Raw genomic sequence first — 17,582 nt, 5'->3', positions numbered from 1 at the left:
AACCTACGTAATGATCACTTTATGCTACTGTTGGCCGCTGGTGTCTCCGACATCGGCGCCTCCCATTCCCTCTTTGGAGAGAAGCTCTTTAGCCTTATCAAAATGCCGGTCGGCCTCCTCCGTTTTCCCCTGGCGATAGAGCGAAAGCGCCAAGTTCAAGTGGGCCTCCGGAATATTCGGGTTGATCTTGGTGACATTTTGGAAATGTTGCTGGGCGTTCACATACTTTTCTTCGTTGTACGCGCTAACGCCTTTGTTAAATTCGTCTTGAGCGGTTTCCGGCAAATTCCCGGGCGCCGCCGCTTGCGGCTCGCCGCCCCCGCCGTTAAAAATCTCTTTGGTCGTTCCACACGCCGTCGTGAGGAGCATCAACGCCATCGACAATACGATTACTTTTTTCATTCTGTACCTCCTTCTAGTGAGCATATCCGTAGTCTTTATTGTAATAATGGCAGTTGCCCCGCATCAATTACCTCGAAGAGCTAATCCTCTCAGGTAGGCTTGCTTCACCACGGAGAAATCACGCCTTTCGGTTTGAAAAAGAATTTGACAGGCAAATGAATTCGCGTAGAATACCGGCCATGACAAACCGATCTCTTTCCGTCCTCACAGCAATCTTCCTCTTCTTGGAAGCCGGTTGTGTGAAACCCGAGCCGCCGCCTCCGAATCCGTTCCGAGAGCCGATCGCCTACGCGGTTGGGCATAGCCCCTCGTTCGTCGGGGCCGCCGACCTGAACCAGGACGGCTTTCTCGATCTGGCTGTGGCAAATACCGAAGACAACAACGTCTTTCTTCTCATCAACAACAAAGATGGAAGTTTTCAAGACCCGGTCCAGCTCAAAACCGGACGGCAGCCGCGCTCCATCGCATTCGGGGACTTTAACGAAGATGGAAAGGTCGATCTGGCCGCCCTCAACAACGATGAAGACAACCTCTCTCTTTTTCTCAACCAAGGCCACGTCCAAGGCCACGTCCTTTTTGCCCCTCCCGTTATTTATCAGGTCGGCCGCGCCCCCTTCATGGCGACGGTCGCCGACTTCAACGGAGATCGGCATCTGGATATGGCGGTCGTCTCGCGCTACGATCGTCTGATGATCCTGCTCGGGAAAGGAAATGGTACATTTGAGGATGGAATGGTCCTCGATCCGGGAGCGATCCCCACCGGAATCATCTCCGGGCTTTTCAACGGAGACGAGTTCCTCGATCTTGCCGTTGCGAACAACGGCCCCGGAAGCCATGAATTTATTTTTTTATGGGGACGGGGGGACGGCACCTTCGAGAAGGGAGAAAAAGGGACCGCCGGGATGAACCCGCTGAGCCTGATCTCGGAAGACTTTAATCAAGACGGCCGCCCCGATATTGTGGTCGTAAACGGCCTTGGAGATTCTCTCTCCCTTTTTCTTCAAGAGAAAGAAGGCCGTTACGGGAAGGCCCATCACTTCGGCGCGGAGGGGGGACCGGTCGCCGCCGTTGCGGCCGATTTCAGCGGGGACGATCTCCTCGACCTGGTCGTCGCCAACAGCCGCAGCTCGAATATCTCCTTTTTAGCCGGAAAAGGGGATGGAACCTTCCGGCATCCCCCCTTGAATATTCGTACCGGCGTCGGACCCTTTTCAATCGCGCAGGGCGATTTTAACCAGGACGGGTTCCTCGACATTGTCGTCGCCAACAATGAGGATCAAAACCTTTCGCTCCTGATCGGAAAACAAAGAAAGAGAAGGGATTGACAAAGGGTTCCGAAATCATCTATTAATAATCATTCTCATTATTAATAAATGATTTCAAATGGGCCCTTCCTTTCGAAAAAGCCGCCAGCGGCAGATGATTCTCGATACCCTCTCCGACATGAGAACCCATCCGACCGCGCAAGAAATCTTTGCCCGGGTTCGGGAGGCCGACTCCCAGGTCGGGCAAGCCACCGTTTACCGAAATCTTCGGATCTTAAAAGAACAGGGTGAAATTATCGAGCTGAGTTTCGGAACCGGCGAGAAACGCTACGATCGAAACGTCAGCCGCCACGAGCATTTTACCTGCCGACGATGTGGAAAAATCGAAGATATTTACCCGAACTACCGCTCACTGACCGGAAGTCTTTCGGAAAAAGGCTTCCAGATCGATGAGTGGAGAATAGAGGCCTTCGGCATCTGCCGAGGTTGCATTGAACCCAACCAACCGCATTGATTTGCGGTCTGATACAACAGACGAGAAAGGGGGAAGGAAAAAGATGGGAAAACCACTCAACGGAACCAAAACCCACGACAACCTCAAGCACGCGTTCGCCGGAGAATCCCAGGCGAACCGCCGGTATCTTTATTTTGCGCGGAAGGCCGATATCGAAGGCCAGCCCGACATCGCCGGCGTTTTTCGCGACACGGCGGAAGGCGAAACCGGTCACGCCTTCGGCCATTTTGATTTTCTAAAAGAAGTCGGCGATCCGGCCACCGGATCGGCCGTCGGCGACACCGCCGTCAATCTACAATCGGCGATCGACGGCGAGACCTATGAGTACACCCAGATGTACCCCGGCTTTGCCAAGATGGCGCGAGAGGAAGGTTTTGATGAGATCGCCGCATGGTTCGAAACCCTCGCCCGCGCCGAGAAATCGCACGCGGGCCGGTTTCAGAAGGCCCTCGATTCCATCAAAGGGAAATAACCGCCTCCCTCATTGACTTCAAATCGGAGGGTGCGCCGGCGAAATCGCCGGCGCACCCCCATCTTTCAAAGATTGGATCATCCATGTCGCCGGATCCCTTAAGCCTGATTTCAGAAAACAAGAGAACCCTCGATCAGGAATTCGCGCGCGTCGCCGACATCTGCAACGGATGCCGCCGTTGTTTTAACCTCTGCCCTTCGTTCGATCAGATGTTCATCCGGATAGACGATCGGACCGGCGAGGCCGACAGCCTTACCAAGAAAGATCAGAACGACATCACCGATCTCTGCTACTACTGCAAGCTCTGTTATAACCACTGTCCCTACACCCCGCCGCATCACTTTAACCTCGACTTCCCTCGCTTGATGCTTCTCGGAAAAGCCGAGCGGGCCAAGACCCACCGCCCCACCTTTCGCGATCGGATTCTGGTCGACACCGATTGGGTCGGCCGATGGGGACGCCGGTTGGCGCCGCTTCTCAACTGGGCCAATTCGGTTCGCGCCGTTCGACTCCTCCTCCATCGTTGGTTCGGCATTCACAAAGAGCGGATTCTCCCCAAGATCGCGACCGAGACCTTCACTGAATGGCGGGCAAAAAATCACCCACCCAAGACTTCGCCGGCAGCCAAAAAGGTCGCCCTCTTTCATACCTGCTATGTCAACTACAACGCCCCCGACATCGGGAAAGCGTCGGTGCAGGTGCTGGAGAAGAACAATATCGAAGTCATTACCCCCCCGCAGCGCTGCTGCGGGATGCCCTATTTCGACGTCGGGGATATCGAATCGGCCCGGGAAAAAGCCCGATTCAATATTCAATCGCTTGAAGAGGTCATCCGGGCCGGCTACGACATCGTCGCCCCGATGCCGACCTGCAGCTTGATGTTGAAGAAAGAGTATCCTGCCCTATTAGGCGACGAAGCGAAGACGGTCTCGGAGCACACGTTTGATCTCTGCGAATATTTGATGCGCCTCAACGGGGAAGGAAAGTTAAATAAGGAATTTAAGAACTCGGTCGGAAAGATTTCCTATCAAATCCCCTGTCATCTGCGGGATCAGAACATCGGCTACAAATCGCGCGATCTGATGAAGCTGATTCCGGGAACCACCATTGATGTGATCGAGAAGTGCTCGGCGCATGACGGCACCTGGGGGATCAAGACCGAGTACTTCGACGAATCGATGAAGACGGCGAAGCCGCTCTTCCGCGCCATTGAGGAGGGGAATCCCGATGTGGTTGCAACCGACTGCCCCCTGGCCGGAATGCAAATCCTCCAAGGGACCGGGAAAGAGCCGCTTCATCCGATTCAAATTGTGAAAAAGGCATATGGATTATGAGGGCGACGCATGCGTCGCCCCTACAACCTGGAGCAGAACGATGAAGAAAATCGACGCTGAAGAACTCCATTCACTGGCTGAGTACGAAAAAATAAGAGATTCCTATCGTCAAGCGATCATGGAGGAAAAGAAGAAGAGGCGGATCCAAGTGGGCCCTTACGTCTCTTTGACCTTCGAGAATCGGGAGACCATTCTCTTCCAGATACACGAGATGTTGCGCGTAGAGCGGGTCGAAGATCCCGCCAAGATCCAAGAAGAGGTTGACGTCTATAATGATCTCATCCCGGACGAAGGGGAGCTCTCCGCGACCCTTTTTATCGAAATCACAGAGGAAGCCAAGATTAAAGAGGTTTTGGACCGGCTGATCGGAATCGACCAACCGAATGTCGTTTATTTCCAGATCGGGAAGAAAAAGGTCCCTGCTGTTTTTGAGGGGGGCCGAAGCACCGAGGAGAAGATCAGCGCGGTCCATTATGTCCGGTTCAAATGGAATCCGACGCTCATTGAAGCGTTCCGAAGCGAAAAGGAAAACTATCTGGTCGCGGAACACCCCCACTATAAAGAACGGGCGTCGATTTCGGAAGAGACGAAAAAAGCGCTGCTGGAAGATTTGGATCAGGCGGACGGATAAAAGAGGGCTGGGGCCGGTGAAGTCCTCCAGCCGGCTCCAGCTTTCAAAACTATTTCTTCTTGCGAATGTAGACCTTGAACACCTTCCCTTCCTGAATTAAATCCAAGAACTCGTTTCCGCTGCTCTTGCACCAGGCCGGCAGATCTTTCTTGATCCCTTCATCATCGGAGAGGATCTCCAGCACTTGGTCGATCTCCATCTGTTTGATCTTCTTTGAAGTCAAAATCACCGGAATCGGACAGAAGAGTCCCAGGGTGTCGAGTGTCTGATCGGCAACAATCATCCATTCATCCTAAAGTGCCGCCCTGCTGTACCTGAGGCGACAGGTTGGTGTAAATCGGCGAGACCTTCCTAATTTCTTCAACGCACCTCGGAAAAATGGAGAGGACCGTCTTGATCTCTTCTTCGGTGGTCCCCATCCCCAGGCTGAAGACGATCCCCCCCTGGGCCACGTTCGCCGGAAATCCGGTGGCCGTGAGGACAGGCGAGATCTTCAACGCCTCGGCGCTGCATGATGATCCGCTCGCCGCAAAGATCCCCTTTTTTTCCAAGAGTCGAATGAGCGCCTCTCCATCGACAAACTCCACCGCAAAACTGGCGATGTGAGGAAGCCGGTGAATCGGATCCCCGGTCGGGTGAATGAGAGGAACCCGCTCGGTCAGTCCGACGATCAGCCGATCCCGCAGCGCCGCCAACCGGGGCGCATCGGAAGGGAGGCGCTTTCGCGCCTCGAGGGCCGCCGCCCCCATTCCGACGATCGCCGCGACATTCTCGGTCCCGCTCCGCCGGCCTCCTTCTTGAATCCCTCCCTCGATCAAAGGATGAACGCGTGTTCCCCGGCGAATGTAGAGCGCGCCGGCCCCCTTTGGTCCATAAAAGGGCTGCGCCGAAAAGGAGGCCAGATCGATCCCGAGCGAATCGACACGGAACGGAATCATCCCGACGGTGGCGACGGCATCGGTGTGGAGGAGGACCCCCGCCGCCTGCGTGATCGAGGCGATTTCCTGAATCGGCTGCACCGTTCCGATTTCATTGTTCGCATGCATGATCGACACCAACACTGTCTCATTTCGCAGCGCCGCCGCGACCTGTTCCGGACGGACCCGCCCTTTTTGATCGACCGGAAGCCAAGTGACCGCCACCCCCTCGCGTTCCAGATGCTTGAGGGGGTGAGCCACGGAGAAGTGCTCGATCACCGAGGTGATGATGTGGGTCTTTTTCTTCGGACGCGCGGCAAGAATGCCCTTGATCGCAAGGTTGTTCGCTTCGCTCCCCGAGGCGGTAAAAACGATCTCCCGCGCCTCGGCGCCGATCAGCTCCGCCACCCGTTTGCGCGCCTCTTCGATTCCCCTTCGTGGGATTTCCCCCTCCGCATGACGGCTTTGCGGGTTGCCGAAGTGCTCCGTCAGGAAGGGGAGCATCGCCTCGCGCGCCGCCGGCAGAAGCGGTGTGGCTGCGATATGATCGAGGTATATTTTTTTCATAACGACGAATAATAAGCGGGATGGAAAGAGGTTGTCAAGGTCCGGCGGAAGGATGGTCGGGGTTCAACATATTGAACCCCTGCATGGCCTTTAGACAAAGAAAATAAAAAACCGGCCCCCCCTTTTCGAAGGAGGGCCGGCTAAAGGAAAACAGCCTAATTCGTTTCAGTCCGATAGGAAAGATCTCTCGCCAAACCGACCATATAGAGGCTGAAGATCAACCACTTGGAGGGGTCGAAGTTATACCACTTCGGGCCGTTCCGGTAATCGCGGGGATAAGTGTGGTGGTAGTTGTGATACCCCTCACCAAAAGTGATCAAGGAGATCAACCAGCTGTCCCGGCTGCTGTTTTGAGTGCCGTTCGGCTGGTCTCCCCACATATGGCAGATCGAATTGATGCAGAAGGTCGAATTCAACACTAGGAAGGTTCTGAACACACCGGCGAGAAGAAACCCGGAGAGCGCCCCGATCCAACCGCGATGAAGAAAACCGATCAGCGTCGGAATGGCAAAACCTGAAAGAAGGACGAGGAGATAATTACGGTGCTGCCACATGATCAGCTTATCTTTTTTAAAGATGGCGGTATATTTATCATCCATCGAAAAAGGGGTTTTGATGAAGATCCAGAGAAGATGACTGTGCCAGAATCCTCTCTTCGCGTTATAGGGGTCTGCATCGGTATCGACATTGGCATGGTGCCGGACATGGTCGGAGCACCATTTCAGCGCCGAATTCTCCAGCGCCCAGCCCCCCGCGATCAGGAAAGCCACCTTCACCGCGTCAGGAGCGTTAAAACTCCGATGAGAGATGAATCGGTGGTAGCCGACCGTGATTCCCATTCCGGACATCACATAGAGCAAACCGAACATCGTCCAATCCAACCAGGAATAATCGAAAAAATAACCGAACAGGGGAACACCAACGAACATAACCATCGAAAGCGCCGAAAAGACAACGATCGCTTTATAGTCTATGATTCGGCCATCCGCCACCTCGGCGGTCATCATCTGCGCCATTCTTCCATCCTCGATTTGTAATAAAGTGATTTGGTTTTAAGTATAACCTAAAAGGTGCGAAACAAGTCTGGCATTATACAGGAATGTCGTTGGGGAAGCAAGCGCTTTGTGATCCGGGGAGCGCCCCAAGAGGGGATCAGCGGCGGGACTATTCTACTTAGGGATGGGATAAATCAATTCATTAGGGAGCTGCTCCGGAAGAAAAATCGTGAAGGTCGTCCCCCGACCCGGGGCGCTGGCGACCTCGACCTTTCCGGCAAGCGCCGCCACCATTTTCTTCACGATCGCCAGCCCTAAGCCGGTCCCCTCGATATACTTCCCTTTTACCTCTCGCACCACCACTCTCTGCTCATACTCCTCGAAGATCTTGTCCAGGTGCGCCGGCTCAATCCCCACCCCGGTATCCGAAACCTCCAATAACACCTCTTGCCGCTCCACCCGCCGCCCCAGACGGAGCCGAACTTCGCCTCGATGGGTAAATTTCACCGCATTTGAGAGGAGATTGGTCAGGATGCTTCTCACCTGCATCGGGTCGGTCAAAAAACATTCCGGGAAGCCGGGGTCGATCTCTTTGCGTAGATGAAGCCCTTTCTCTTGAAGAAGCGGCTCGAAGATCATCAACACTTTCTCGGTTAACTCCCTGAGGTTCACCTCCATCACTTGCAACCCCTTCTTGCCCGATTCAAGCTTGGCCAAATCCAAGATGTTGTTGATGAGGTGAATCAGTTCATTGGCATTATGATGAATGCGGCCGACCGCGCCGGCCTGCTTGGGGGTAAGCTCTCCATAGGCTCCCCTTCGAAGCAGTTGGGTAAAGCCGGAAATGCTGTTGACCGGGGTCTTCAGTTCATGCGACATGTAGGAGAAGAAGAGATTTCGCGCGCGGCTCGCCTCTTCAATGCTCAAATTCCTCTGCTGGAGCGTCCGATTCATCTCCTGAATCGCCCCTTCCCCCCGTTTGCGCTCGGCGATTTCCTTCTGCGCCCCCCGATAGAGGTTCGCGTTATCGACCGCCGCAGCGACGCGGCGCGCCAGATCTTCAGCCAAAGCAAGCTCTTCTTCTCCATAACATCGGTTGCTCTCCGCGGTCAAAAAGGAAAGCACTCCGAGCGGTCGCTCCCGCGCGATCAGCGGAACCATCATGGCCGATCTGAGTCCCAAAAAGCGGGCCATCCGGAGGTGCTCGGGATCTTTCGCGATTTCTTGCAGGAGACGATCGGAAATCTCGGGTAAAATGATCGACTTACCCGATTGTAGGACATGCAGAAGCGGATGGGGGCTCCCCGGCAGAGGGGGATAGCGGCGCATCAGCTCCCACCCCAACGCCTCTTTGGAGGGATCGGCCGCCGCGACGGCGACCCGGCGGATCGTCCGATCCTCCTCCACAACATCGACCACACACCCATCGGCCAGATAGGGAACGGCCAGGCGCGCCACCCGGGGCAAGCTCGTTTCGTAATCGAGGGAAGCGGCAAGAATCTCGCTGGCCTCCGCCAGGAAAGTCAAGCGCCACTGCATCCGTTCGGCCTCCGTGCGGGCCATCTGTTCTCGCTCGAAGAGTTGCGCCCGCTCTTCCTCGGCCTGTTTTCGAAGGGTGATATCGCTGATCACCGTCCGGCAAACCGGTCCCAACAGGGTCTCTTCAACAAAAATACTCTCCATCTGCGCATAAAAGGGAATTCCGCTCCGGGTCTGGAGCCGGATCTCGCAGATCTGCCGCTTCCCCCCCTTGAAGAGGCTACTCCGATGGGCATGGAAAAGGGGCCGGTCTCTTTTGAAGACAAAGAGAGAAAAGGGGGTCCTCGGCTGAAAACCGCGATTGACCCCCAACAGCTCTCTTCCCTTGAGGTTCGCTTCGAGAATCAATCCGCTTCGACTGAGGGTGAAATAACCGACCGGCGCGAAATCATACAGATCGGAGTAGCGGTTCCGGGAGGCCTCCAATTCCGCCTGAGTCCGCCGAAGCTCGTCGTTTTGCGCCTCGAGTTCGTGCTGGTGGTTTCGAAGCTCGGCGATGATCTGCTGAACTTCGCTCGAAGAAAAGATCGCTCCCGCGCCGTTTTCGGAAGCCTTTTCCCGGCTGACCGGGGTAAGGGATCTCTTCTTTATTTTTCGCTTCTGCCGGACCTTGGGAGGGATCTCCATACCGCCTCGCTTGGACGTTTCTGAATGCCTCGTTTGATACTAAATTTGATACTAAAGAGGAGAGGTGCGCTCCTCGAAAAACAAAAGGATCAACTCCTCTTCCTCCATGACGGCGTTTTTTTTCAGATTGAGCTTGTGAAGACCGATCTTCAGCCGCTTCTTCCCGAGTTCGGGGAACGTCTGCTCCACCTCGATGGTCCGAGCCGCTAAATGATCGGTAAGACTCTCCTCCAGCGCCTTTTTTAACGCGGGGATGTTCCATTGCCCTCCGCCGAGATTGAAGAGAAGCTGGCCGTCGCTCTCTTCTCTTCGAATCCGAAACATCTTGTAGAACGCCTCGTTGGCCGACAAGAGCCGCAATCGTTTGGTCAGAATCACCAACGGCTGGTCCATTGCTTCGATCAGGCCGTTGGTATAATCGAGGAGCGCTTTCTGAGCCACTTTCGACCGCTTGAGCTCGGTGATGTTCAAGAAGGTAATAATCACCCCGTCGATCCGATTCTCCATCGTCCGGTAGGGAAGGATCTTCATCAAATACCACTCCCCCTCCTGCGTTTGAAGCTCCGTCTGCTTGAAGATGAGCGTCCGGAGCACCTGCTCGATATCGGCGGCAAAATTTTCGCAAACGAGGTTGGAGGTGATATGGCTGATCGGCCGGCCGACGTCGGAGGGAATGAGATGAATGACCTTGGCGACCGCGGGGGTAAAACGTTTGATGCGAAGGGAGCTGTCGAGAAAGATCGTTCCGACATCGGTGCTGCTGAGAAGGTTCATCATGTCGTTATTCGCCTGGGAGAGCTCGTCGATTTTGTTTTGGAGCTCGGAATTCACCGTGACCAACTCTTCGTTGATCGACTGCAGCTCTTCCTTGGAGGTCTCCAATTCCTCATTGGTCGACTGCAGCTCCTCATTCGTCGATTGCATCTCCTCGTTGGTCGATTTGAGCTCTTCATTGGAGGTCTCCAGCTCTTCGATCGTCGTCTGCAGCGTCTCCTTGGTGATGTTCAACTCCTGCTCCAAATCGAGCGTCCGCTGATCGACCTGCGCGGCGCTCTTCTGTTTTCCAGAGCCGCCAGAAACGGATGGAACGACCTCTTCGAAGATCACCATCACCAAGCCCTCCATCGCTTTCTGCTGGAACGGCTGGACCGTCAGGCGGATCGTCCGGGCCTTGCCGTTGGCTTCAACGTGGATGTCGGAATGGACCACCTTTTCCCGCTTCGTGAAGGCCTTGTGCACGGCGCCGCGCAGCTCGATCCGAAGCCCCTCGCGCACCATCTTCAAAATATTGAAGGAGGCCTCCCCCGTCGGATGCTCCAAATAGGGCCCGGTCCGGCCCCGAAAGTGGACGATCTCGTACTTCTCGTTGACGATGACGGAGGAAGGGGCGTACTCGTCGAGCAAAACCTTCTCCGCCAGACGAACGACGTCGGATTCGGACGCGGACCGCGTCTCTCTTTTCAGCGGGCCCGCCGCCGCCTTGGCCACAGGGATCGCCGGAAATTCGACGGCGACCTTTGCAGCGCTCTTTCGGCGAAAGAGCTTCCACTTCTTATCGAGCATGGAAAAGAGATTCGCCTGCTCTCCGATCGTCTCGGAGGGGCCGAGCATCAGATAACCGTCGGGATTCAAGGTGTAGTGAAAGAGGGGAAGGATTTTCTTCTGCAAGACCCCGCTCAGATAGATGAGGAGGTTTCTGCAAACAACGAGATCGAGCTTCGAAAAGGGAGGGTCTTTGATCAGGTCTTGTTTGGCGAAGATGACCATTTCACGGATCTGCTTCTTGACCCGGTAGTTGCTCCCCTCTTTGTCGAAGAAACGGCGCAGCCGCTGCGGGGTGACATCGGCGGCGATCGACTCCGGATAAAGTCCCGCCCGCGCGAATTCAAGCGCCTCTTCGTCGATGTCGGTCGCGAAGATCTGGACCTTATAAAAATGGCCGAGCCGCTCCATCTCTTCGCTCACCAGCATGGCGATCGAATAGGCCTCCTCTCCGGTCGAGCAAGCGGCGTCCCAGATCCGGATCGGACGCTCGGCCTCCCTCCCCTCACAAAGATGAGGAATCACTTTTGTTTGGAGCGCCGTAAACGCCTCGATGTCCCTGAAAAAGCTGGTCACCCCGATGAGAAGCTCCTTGAAGAGGGCCTCCACCTCGGCCTTGTTCTGCTGGAGATAACGGAGGTAATCGCCGACCTGCCTGAATTGGTGCAGGGCCATCCGCCGTTCGATCCGCCGGCAGATCGTGTTTCGTTTGTAGAGGGAAAAGTCGTGCCCGGTCTGGGAACGGAGGACTATGAAGATCTTCTCCAGCCGATCGACGAAGGTCGGCTCGACCGCTTCCGGAGGGGGGGCCGACTTTGCGGTGTAGGGGTGCCGGATGTACCGGATCACCTCTTTCGGCATCTCTTCCACCGGCAGGACATAATCGACGCTCCCGCTGGCGACGGCGCTTCGGAGCATGCCGCCGAACTTGGCCGAACCCTCTTCCTGAACCATCGTCATTCCGCCGGCGGCCTTGATCGCCTTAAGACCGAGCGTCCCGTCGGTTCCTCCCCCGGAGAGGAGGATGGAAACCGACCGATGTCCCCGGTCCTCCGCCAAGGAGCGAAGGAAAGAATCGATCGGAAAACGGACCCCCTGATCGGGGTCGGGGTCGCTGAGATGAAGCATTCCATGAAAGAGGGTGAGGTATTTCCCCGGCGGGTTCACATAGACGGTGTTCGGCGCAACCTGCATCCGATTTTCCGCCATCCGGACCGGCATCTCGGTGTGGCGGCCGAGCAATTCAGCCATGATGCTCTTGTGGTGGGGGTCCATGTGCTGGACGACGACGAAGGCCACCCCGCTGTCGGTGGAGATCCGATCGAAAAAGGTCTCGATCGGCTCCAGCCCCCCCGCCGAGGCGCCGATCCCGACGACAGGCAACTCATTCCCAGAGAAGGGGGGCTCCGGCGGCGCCGCCTTGCGCGCCGATGCGCGCGGGGCCGGTGGCTTCCGGGAGGTTTTCTTGTTCGTTTTCTCTTTTTTCATTCTTTGATTGGGACGCCGCCGATCCGCCGCGACGACCTGGTCGCGGCGAGTCGAGATTCGTTCCCTTGGAGATTAACATATATCGTTGGGAGATTCTACTTTGAATCGAGAGAAAGAGAGGACGATTAAAAGGTCTGTTTAGAGATTCCGTGACGCATCAACTTTATTTCTTTCCTTCTTATCCCGTTTTCGAATCTGGTGGGTTTCGTCGGAGGAGAGCATCCAATCTCCCCCCAGGAGGACCTTCTGAAGCAGGTCGGCATGCACCCTCATCGCGTCTGCCTTCTCGATCAAGCGACCTCCTATTTTCCGCTCCGACCGCTGGGCGATCCGTCGGGCCAGATCCTCGCTCTCCTCCAGAGCGCGCACCCCCGCCCAAAGGGCCGCCTCCAGCGCCTCGGCCTGCGCCGACGCCATCCCGTCCATGGAGAAGATGTGTCCCACATGGCACTGAAATTGGATGAACCCGTTCACTTCCGACTCGGTCATCGAACCGTGGCATTCGGGACAGGTGATTGACGATCGCTTTTTCATATTCTTTATCTCCACGGCCATCACCTCCTTTCCGCTGATCGGCTCCCGGGTCAATCGCGCAATAAGAGAAGGAATCTTGGAGAGGGGAAGAATATGATCGACCTTGACATGAGCGATCGCGTTGCGAGGCATATCGGAGGCAATCGCCTCATTCGGGTCTTGAACGACGGCCACCCCGCCGCGGGCCTTGATCGACATCAAACCGGCGGTTCCGCAATCGAGCGACCCGGTCAGGACCACGCCGACCACACGGGGGCCATAGGCGCGCGCCGCGGCTCGAAAAAGGGGATCGACCGCCGGACGATGGCCGTTCACGCGGGGCCCCCGCGTCACCCAAATATAGCCCGGCTCCAAGGTCAAATGGTGATCGGGGGGGGCCACATAGATTCGGCCGGGCTGAATCGCCTCCCCATTCTTCGGGTGAACCGCCGGGAGCGGCCCGCACCGGCTCAAGATATCGGGCAAAATGCCGGGCGAGGTCGGAGCAATGTGGAGGGCCACAAAGACCGATGCCGCCAAATCGGGAGGAAAACCGCCGACCAGTTCCTTTAACGCTTCCACCCCCCCGGCCGACGCGCCGATGACGATGATATCATGCGTCCTTTGCTTTACCGGAACACCTTTACCATTGCCGCTCCGCCCCGAAGACTTTCTTCCGGCCATGTTGCTCCTTTCACCATATTGATAATCTATTGTGACACGCTCGGAATGTTAGATCAATACGGTCGCCGGACCTCGATGAAAGGTCTTCCAGCGATGCTTGTGTCATTTTATGTCGTTCGGGGGGGCTTCAGGGATAAAGACGGTGAAGACCGTTCCCTCGCCGGGGGTGCTGGCGACTTCGATCCGGCCGCTCAGAAGATCGACCATTTTCTTAACGATTGCGAGCCCCAGCCCGCTCCCCCCCGTGTAATTTCCTTTGGCTTCCCGCACCACCCCTCTCTGCTCGTACTCCTCGAAAATTCTCCCGAGATATTCCTCCGAAATCCCCATCCCGGTGTCGGAGACCTCCAACCGGATCCCCCCTTGCGCGAGGCGCATCAGTCTTAGCCGGATCTCCCCCCGCTCGGTGAATTTCACCGCATTGGAGATCAGGTTCATCAGAATGCTCCTGACCTGCATCGGGTCGGTCAAAAAACGCTCCGGGAAGTCGGGATCGATCTCCTTCCGGAACCGAAGCCCCTTCTCCTGCAGCAGCGGCTCGAAGTTGAGGAGCACTTTGTCGACCAGCTCCTTAAGATTGGACTCCACCGCCTGCAGCCCGATCTTCCCCGTCTCCAGCTTCGCTAAATCCAAAATGTTGTTGATAAGATGGATGAGCTCTCGGGCATTGTTATTGATCCGGCCGACGGCCGCCGTCTGCTCGGGGGCGAGGGCCCCGTAGTTGCCGTTTCGAAGCAGCTGCGCAAAGCCGACGATGCTGTTGACCGGGGTCTTCAGCTCGTGCGACATATATGAGAAGAACCGATTGCGCGCGCGGCTCGCCTCCTCAATCCGTAAATTTTTCTCCCCGATCGCCTCTTCCGCCTCCTTCCGCTCGGTGATGTCGCGGTAATTGACGACGATGGCATGGACCCCCGGCTCCCGAAGCAGATTGCTCCCGATTCCCTCCACCCAGCGCCAAACGCCGCTCTTGTGCCGAAAACGGAGCTCGGCCGTCGCCTCTCCCTCCGACCGCTTGGCGAGATCCGAGAAAAGATGTTTCATCCTTCCCCGATCCTCGGGGTGGATCAGTTCGAGCGCCGTTTTTCCGATCAGCTTTTCCGGGACGTAGCCGAAGATTCTCAAAGTGGAGGGGCTCGCATAGAAAATTTTCCCGCTCGCATCCAACAGGGCAATGGCATCGGAGCTGTTCTCAATCAACACGCGGAACCGCCGCTCGCTCTGCCGCAACGCCGACTGGGCCCGATTGCGCTCGGTGACGTTGTTCGCAATCACCAGTTGGGCGTTCCTTCCGGAGAAAAAGATCCGCTGCCCGGTGATCTCCACATCGATGACGGTGCCGTCCTTTTTTCGATGCTGCCACACCCCCGCGCAAACGGGCCTCCCGGACGATTTCGCAAGCCCCTCCGTCAGGAGGGAGACCTCTTCCGCCGGGCGGATGTCTCGAATGGTCATGGAGAGAAACTCCTCCCGGCTGTAGCCGTAATGATCGATCGCCGCCTCGTTAACCGCCAAAAAGGCAAACGACTCGGTATCGACGACCCACATCGGGTGGGGATTGCTCTCGAACAGCAGGCGATATCTTTCCTCCGAATCCCGCAGCGCCTCCTCCGCTTGAACGCGATCGCTGATATCGATCAGCATCGATCGAGAGACCCGCCCCTGCTCGCGGTCCTTGACGACCACACTCTCAATCCGGGCCGCAAAGAGCATCCCGCGGCCCGGACGCAGCCGCACCTCGCATCTCTCCGGATGTCCTTCCTGGAACAATCGCCTCAGATAAGTGATAAAGGACGATCGACTCCCCTTATCGAGATGAACTGAGAAGGAGGTCTTCACCAGACCGGCGCGCTCGGCACCCAACAGTTTGGCCCCTTTCAAATTCACATCTAAGATGAGGCCGCTCCGGCTGAAGGTGAAGTAACCGACCGGAGCGAAATCGTACAGGGAGGAAAAACGGTCGCAGGAGAGCTCCAGATTGGACTGCGCCTGCCGGAGTTCTTCATTCTGGACCTCCAACTCGCGCTGATAAATCTCCAGTTCGCGAACGAGTTTCTCAATTCCGACCACGCGCGGCTTGTTCCTTCCCTTCGCTCCCCTTCCCTGGCTTATTTTTCCTGGTTCCTGCATCGATCCGCCCGCTTATGTTCCGGTAAAAGCCAAGATCATCATAGTCCCCTCTTCGCCCCCTTTCCGTAAGGGGGATGACGGTTCTACGCGCTTATTGATCAAGGACGCCGATCCACAAAAAAATATCAAGACAAATATGGGAGTATACTTAGGCGATTGAAGCCCCCGCAGCAAGCTGCGGGGAATCTTCGACCCGAAAAGATGGAAAGACTCCATTTGTATTCGCGCGTCTAACCTTCGCAGCAAGCTTCGAGAAATGCGACGCGCGTGCATGTTCACAAGATATCGCGTCTCTTTCGGAGAGTTCAAGGCAAATTTTTCACGACCGGGCTCAGGACGTCCGCCCGCTTTTCAGCCGAAAGATTCCTTGCCGGAATGGCGTCAAAGTTGACAACGCGGTTTTGCAGGTGTTAAAGTCGGGCCGATGGAAAAAAAGAAGTTGGGCATTCTCTTATCAACCCCTCCGGAAGACAAAAACCTGACCACCGTCACCTCTCTCGCAAACGAGGCCCTTCGTCAGGGGGTTGACACCTATCTCTACCTGATCGACGAGGGGGTGCGGAATGTAGACCGTCCCGAGATGGAGCGGCTGAAGCAGAATGGGGTAAAACTCTTTCTCTGCGCTTACGGCGCGCAGCGCCGCGGCATTCCGACGAGCGACAAGGCGGTCTTCTGCGGGCTGGTCGTTCTCTCCGATCTGGTGAAAGGATGTGACCGTTTCGTCACATTTAATTGACCGAATGACACGCAGCGTCGTCATCCTGATTCGAAGCGATCCCGAGACAAGTCACCGCGCCGTCGAAGGGATCCGGATCGCCCTCGGTCTCGCCTCCGGAGATCATGCGGTGGAGGTGATCCTTACCGGCCGCGCGCCGCTTCTCTTAACGCCCGATACCGACACCTTCGTCGACGGCGAGATGGCGGAGAAGTTCCTCTCCACCCTCCAGGAATTTATCCCCACCTTTTATATCGATCAGGAAAGCGCCAAAGAAGTCGCTCTCTCCGAGAGCGATTACAAGACGGTCTCCCTCTCAAAAAAAGAGATCGCCGAAAAAATTGCGGCCGCCCAACGTTTCGCCCTTTTTTAGAAAGAGCCGATGAAAAGGATTTTGCACATTTTAAAGCGGAAGGATGATCCGGCCCCTCTGGAAATCATCCGGAGGCAGTCCGAATCGAACGAGCTGGTCATTATCCTGATCCAGGATGCGGTCGGTCTTGAATTAAAAGGGATCAAGGGGGAGGTCTTCGCCTTGGCGGATGATCTGAAGGGGGGAGAGACGCCGGCCCATCCTCCGATCGGCTATAAAGAAATGCTGGGATATATCCTCGATTCGGAGAGCGTCGTAACCTGGTAAGTCTCCCGATCCGGCCGTCAACCCTGGGCGTCCTGATATTCCTCATGCCAGGCCATCTGGATCGCCTCCAAGATCGCCTCGTTCGACTTCTTCGGGTCGTCTTCGAAGCCGGGAAGCTCGGTCACCATCTTGTGCAGATCGGTAAACCGGACCGTGAGGGGATCGAGATTCGGATGTTTCTCCAAGAGCAAAATCGCAATTTCCTCGGAATCGTGCCAGCCCATTTTCATCGAATCTCCCTCCGTTAGGACAAATGCCCTTCGCGTCAGTGCTGCTCGGCTTTTCGGAACGTCTGCGTGTTCTTCGGAATCTCGACCACGACATCTCCTTTGATCCGGGCCTGACACCCGAGCCGGGAGGTGAGCGTCAACCCCTCCGCCGTATCGAGACGGTCTTCTTCGTCTTCATCCATTTCGGAGAGATGTTTCTCCGTTCCTTCCCGGACGATCACATGACAGGTGGTGCAGGCGCAGTTTCCCCCGCAGTTGTGCTCCAGGTCGATATGATTGTCGAGCGCCACGTCGAGGATCGACTGCCCCTCCTTCGCTTCGACGGTCACGTCCTGTCCCACATCTCCTAATTTAAAAGTCACTTTCGGCATGGTCTC

At 56.1% G+C, this 17,582-nt stretch carries 18 protein-coding genes; 8 read left to right on the top strand and 10 right to left on the bottom strand.

The window, feature by feature from the left end; translation table 11 throughout:
- Positions 1 to 24: 24 nt before the first annotated feature.
- Entirely contained in the window at positions 25 to 402 is a 378-nt protein-coding gene (locus tag MCM46_14600; protein ID MCG3113044.1) for a tetratricopeptide repeat protein, read from the bottom strand.
- 179 nt (positions 403 to 581) lie between these two features.
- On the opposite strand from MCM46_14600, the gene MCM46_14595 reads away from it, so the two are divergent.
- The 5 genes from MCM46_14595 (at position 582) to MCM46_14575 (ending at position 4,618) form a co-directional block, all read left to right on the top strand.
- Positions 582 to 1,727 carry a VCBS repeat-containing protein gene (locus tag MCM46_14595; GenBank protein MCG3113043.1) on the top strand — a complete coding sequence of 382 codons (1,146 nt, stop codon included), beginning with the start codon at positions 582 to 584 and terminating at the stop codon, positions 1,725 to 1,727.
- 58 nt (positions 1,728 to 1,785) lie between these two features.
- On the top strand, positions 1,786 to 2,181 hold the full coding sequence (locus tag MCM46_14590) for a transcriptional repressor (protein ID MCG3113042.1): 396 nt from the start codon (positions 1,786 to 1,788) through the stop codon (positions 2,179 to 2,181).
- A 43-nt stretch (positions 2,182 to 2,224) separates the two neighbouring features.
- Complete coding sequence (locus MCM46_14585; GenBank protein MCG3113041.1) at positions 2,225 to 2,653, top strand: rubrerythrin family protein; 429 nt, start codon at positions 2,225 to 2,227, stop codon at positions 2,651 to 2,653.
- An 83-nt stretch (positions 2,654 to 2,736) separates the two neighbouring features.
- The gene (locus MCM46_14580; GenBank protein ID MCG3113040.1) at positions 2,737 to 3,987 is read left to right on the top strand and encodes an anaerobic glycerol-3-phosphate dehydrogenase subunit C; all 1,251 of its coding nucleotides are present in this window, start codon (positions 2,737 to 2,739) and stop codon (positions 3,985 to 3,987) included.
- 40 nt (positions 3,988 to 4,027) lie between these two features.
- Positions 4,028 to 4,618: a DUF3501 family protein gene (locus MCM46_14575; GenBank protein MCG3113039.1), complete on the top strand. Its 591-nt coding sequence runs from the start codon at positions 4,028 to 4,030 to the stop codon at positions 4,616 to 4,618.
- A gap of 49 nt (positions 4,619 to 4,667) precedes the next feature.
- Here the strand turns inward: MCM46_14575 and MCM46_14570 are convergent, their stop codons facing one another.
- The 7 genes from MCM46_14570 to MCM46_14540 all read right to left on the bottom strand — a co-directional run bounded on the left by MCM46_14570 (position 4,668) and on the right by MCM46_14540 (position 15,620).
- Positions 4,668 to 4,901, bottom strand: coding sequence for a sulfurtransferase TusA family protein (locus MCM46_14570; GenBank protein ID MCG3113038.1), 234 nt, complete (start codon positions 4,899 to 4,901; stop codon positions 4,668 to 4,670).
- 4 nt (positions 4,902 to 4,905) lie between these two features.
- Positions 4,906 to 6,102, bottom strand: a complete 1,197-nt coding sequence (locus tag MCM46_14565; GenBank protein ID MCG3113037.1) for a cysteine desulfurase — start codon at positions 6,100 to 6,102, stop codon at positions 4,906 to 4,908.
- A 155-nt stretch (positions 6,103 to 6,257) separates the two neighbouring features.
- Positions 6,258 to 7,118 carry a fatty acid desaturase gene (locus tag MCM46_14560; protein ID MCG3113036.1) on the bottom strand — a complete coding sequence of 287 codons (861 nt, stop codon included), beginning with the start codon at positions 7,116 to 7,118 and terminating at the stop codon, positions 6,258 to 6,260.
- Positions 7,119 to 7,271: 153 nt separating this feature from the next.
- Complete coding sequence (locus MCM46_14555; protein ID MCG3113035.1) at positions 7,272 to 9,263, bottom strand: ATP-binding protein; 1,992 nt, start codon at positions 9,261 to 9,263, stop codon at positions 7,272 to 7,274.
- Positions 9,264 to 9,314: 51 nt separating this feature from the next.
- On the bottom strand, positions 9,315 to 12,293 hold the full coding sequence (locus tag MCM46_14550) for a PAS domain-containing protein (protein MCG3113034.1): 2,979 nt from the start codon (positions 12,291 to 12,293) through the stop codon (positions 9,315 to 9,317).
- Between the two features lie 138 nt (positions 12,294 to 12,431).
- A complete protein-coding gene (locus tag MCM46_14545) occupies positions 12,432 to 13,490 on the bottom strand; it encodes a chemotaxis protein CheB (protein ID MCG3113033.1) in 1,059 nt (352 codons plus the stop codon).
- 102 nt (positions 13,491 to 13,592) lie between these two features.
- Positions 13,593 to 15,620 carry a PAS domain S-box protein gene (locus MCM46_14540; GenBank protein MCG3113032.1) on the bottom strand — a complete coding sequence of 676 codons (2,028 nt, stop codon included), beginning with the start codon at positions 15,618 to 15,620 and terminating at the stop codon, positions 13,593 to 13,595.
- Positions 15,621 to 16,044: 424 nt separating this feature from the next.
- On the opposite strand from MCM46_14540, the gene MCM46_14535 reads away from it, so the two are divergent.
- The 3 genes from MCM46_14535 to MCM46_14525 are packed head-to-tail and all read left to right on the top strand — an operon-like array spanning position 16,045 to position 16,975.
- On the top strand, positions 16,045 to 16,356 hold the full coding sequence (locus MCM46_14535) for a DsrE family protein (protein ID MCG3113031.1): 312 nt from the start codon (positions 16,045 to 16,047) through the stop codon (positions 16,354 to 16,356).
- A 4-nt stretch (positions 16,357 to 16,360) separates the two neighbouring features.
- A complete protein-coding gene (locus MCM46_14530) occupies positions 16,361 to 16,708 on the top strand; it encodes a DsrE family protein (GenBank protein MCG3113030.1) in 348 nt (115 codons plus the stop codon).
- A gap of 9 nt (positions 16,709 to 16,717) precedes the next feature.
- Positions 16,718 to 16,975: a hypothetical protein gene (locus MCM46_14525; GenBank protein MCG3113029.1), complete on the top strand. Its 258-nt coding sequence runs from the start codon at positions 16,718 to 16,720 to the stop codon at positions 16,973 to 16,975.
- Between the two features lie 17 nt (positions 16,976 to 16,992).
- On the opposite strand, the gene iscX is transcribed toward MCM46_14525, so the two are convergent.
- A complete protein-coding gene (gene iscX, locus MCM46_14520; GenBank protein ID MCG3113028.1) occupies positions 16,993 to 17,205 on the bottom strand; it encodes a Fe-S cluster assembly protein IscX in 213 nt (70 codons plus the stop codon).
- A gap of 35 nt (positions 17,206 to 17,240) precedes the next feature.
- Positions 17,241 to 17,576, bottom strand: coding sequence for a 2Fe-2S iron-sulfur cluster-binding protein (locus tag MCM46_14515; GenBank protein ID MCG3113027.1), 336 nt, complete (start codon positions 17,574 to 17,576; stop codon positions 17,241 to 17,243).
- Between the last annotated feature and the right edge of the window lie 6 nt (positions 17,577 to 17,582).

It is taken from the genome of Candidatus Manganitrophus morganii, assembly GCA_021651055.1.
In the GTDB taxonomy this organism is placed as follows: domain Bacteria; phylum Nitrospirota; class Nitrospiria; order SBBL01; family Manganitrophaceae; genus Manganitrophus; species Manganitrophus morganii.
The sequence above is the reverse complement of the archived record's forward strand: the minus strand, read 5'-3'. Positions and strand labels throughout refer to the sequence as shown.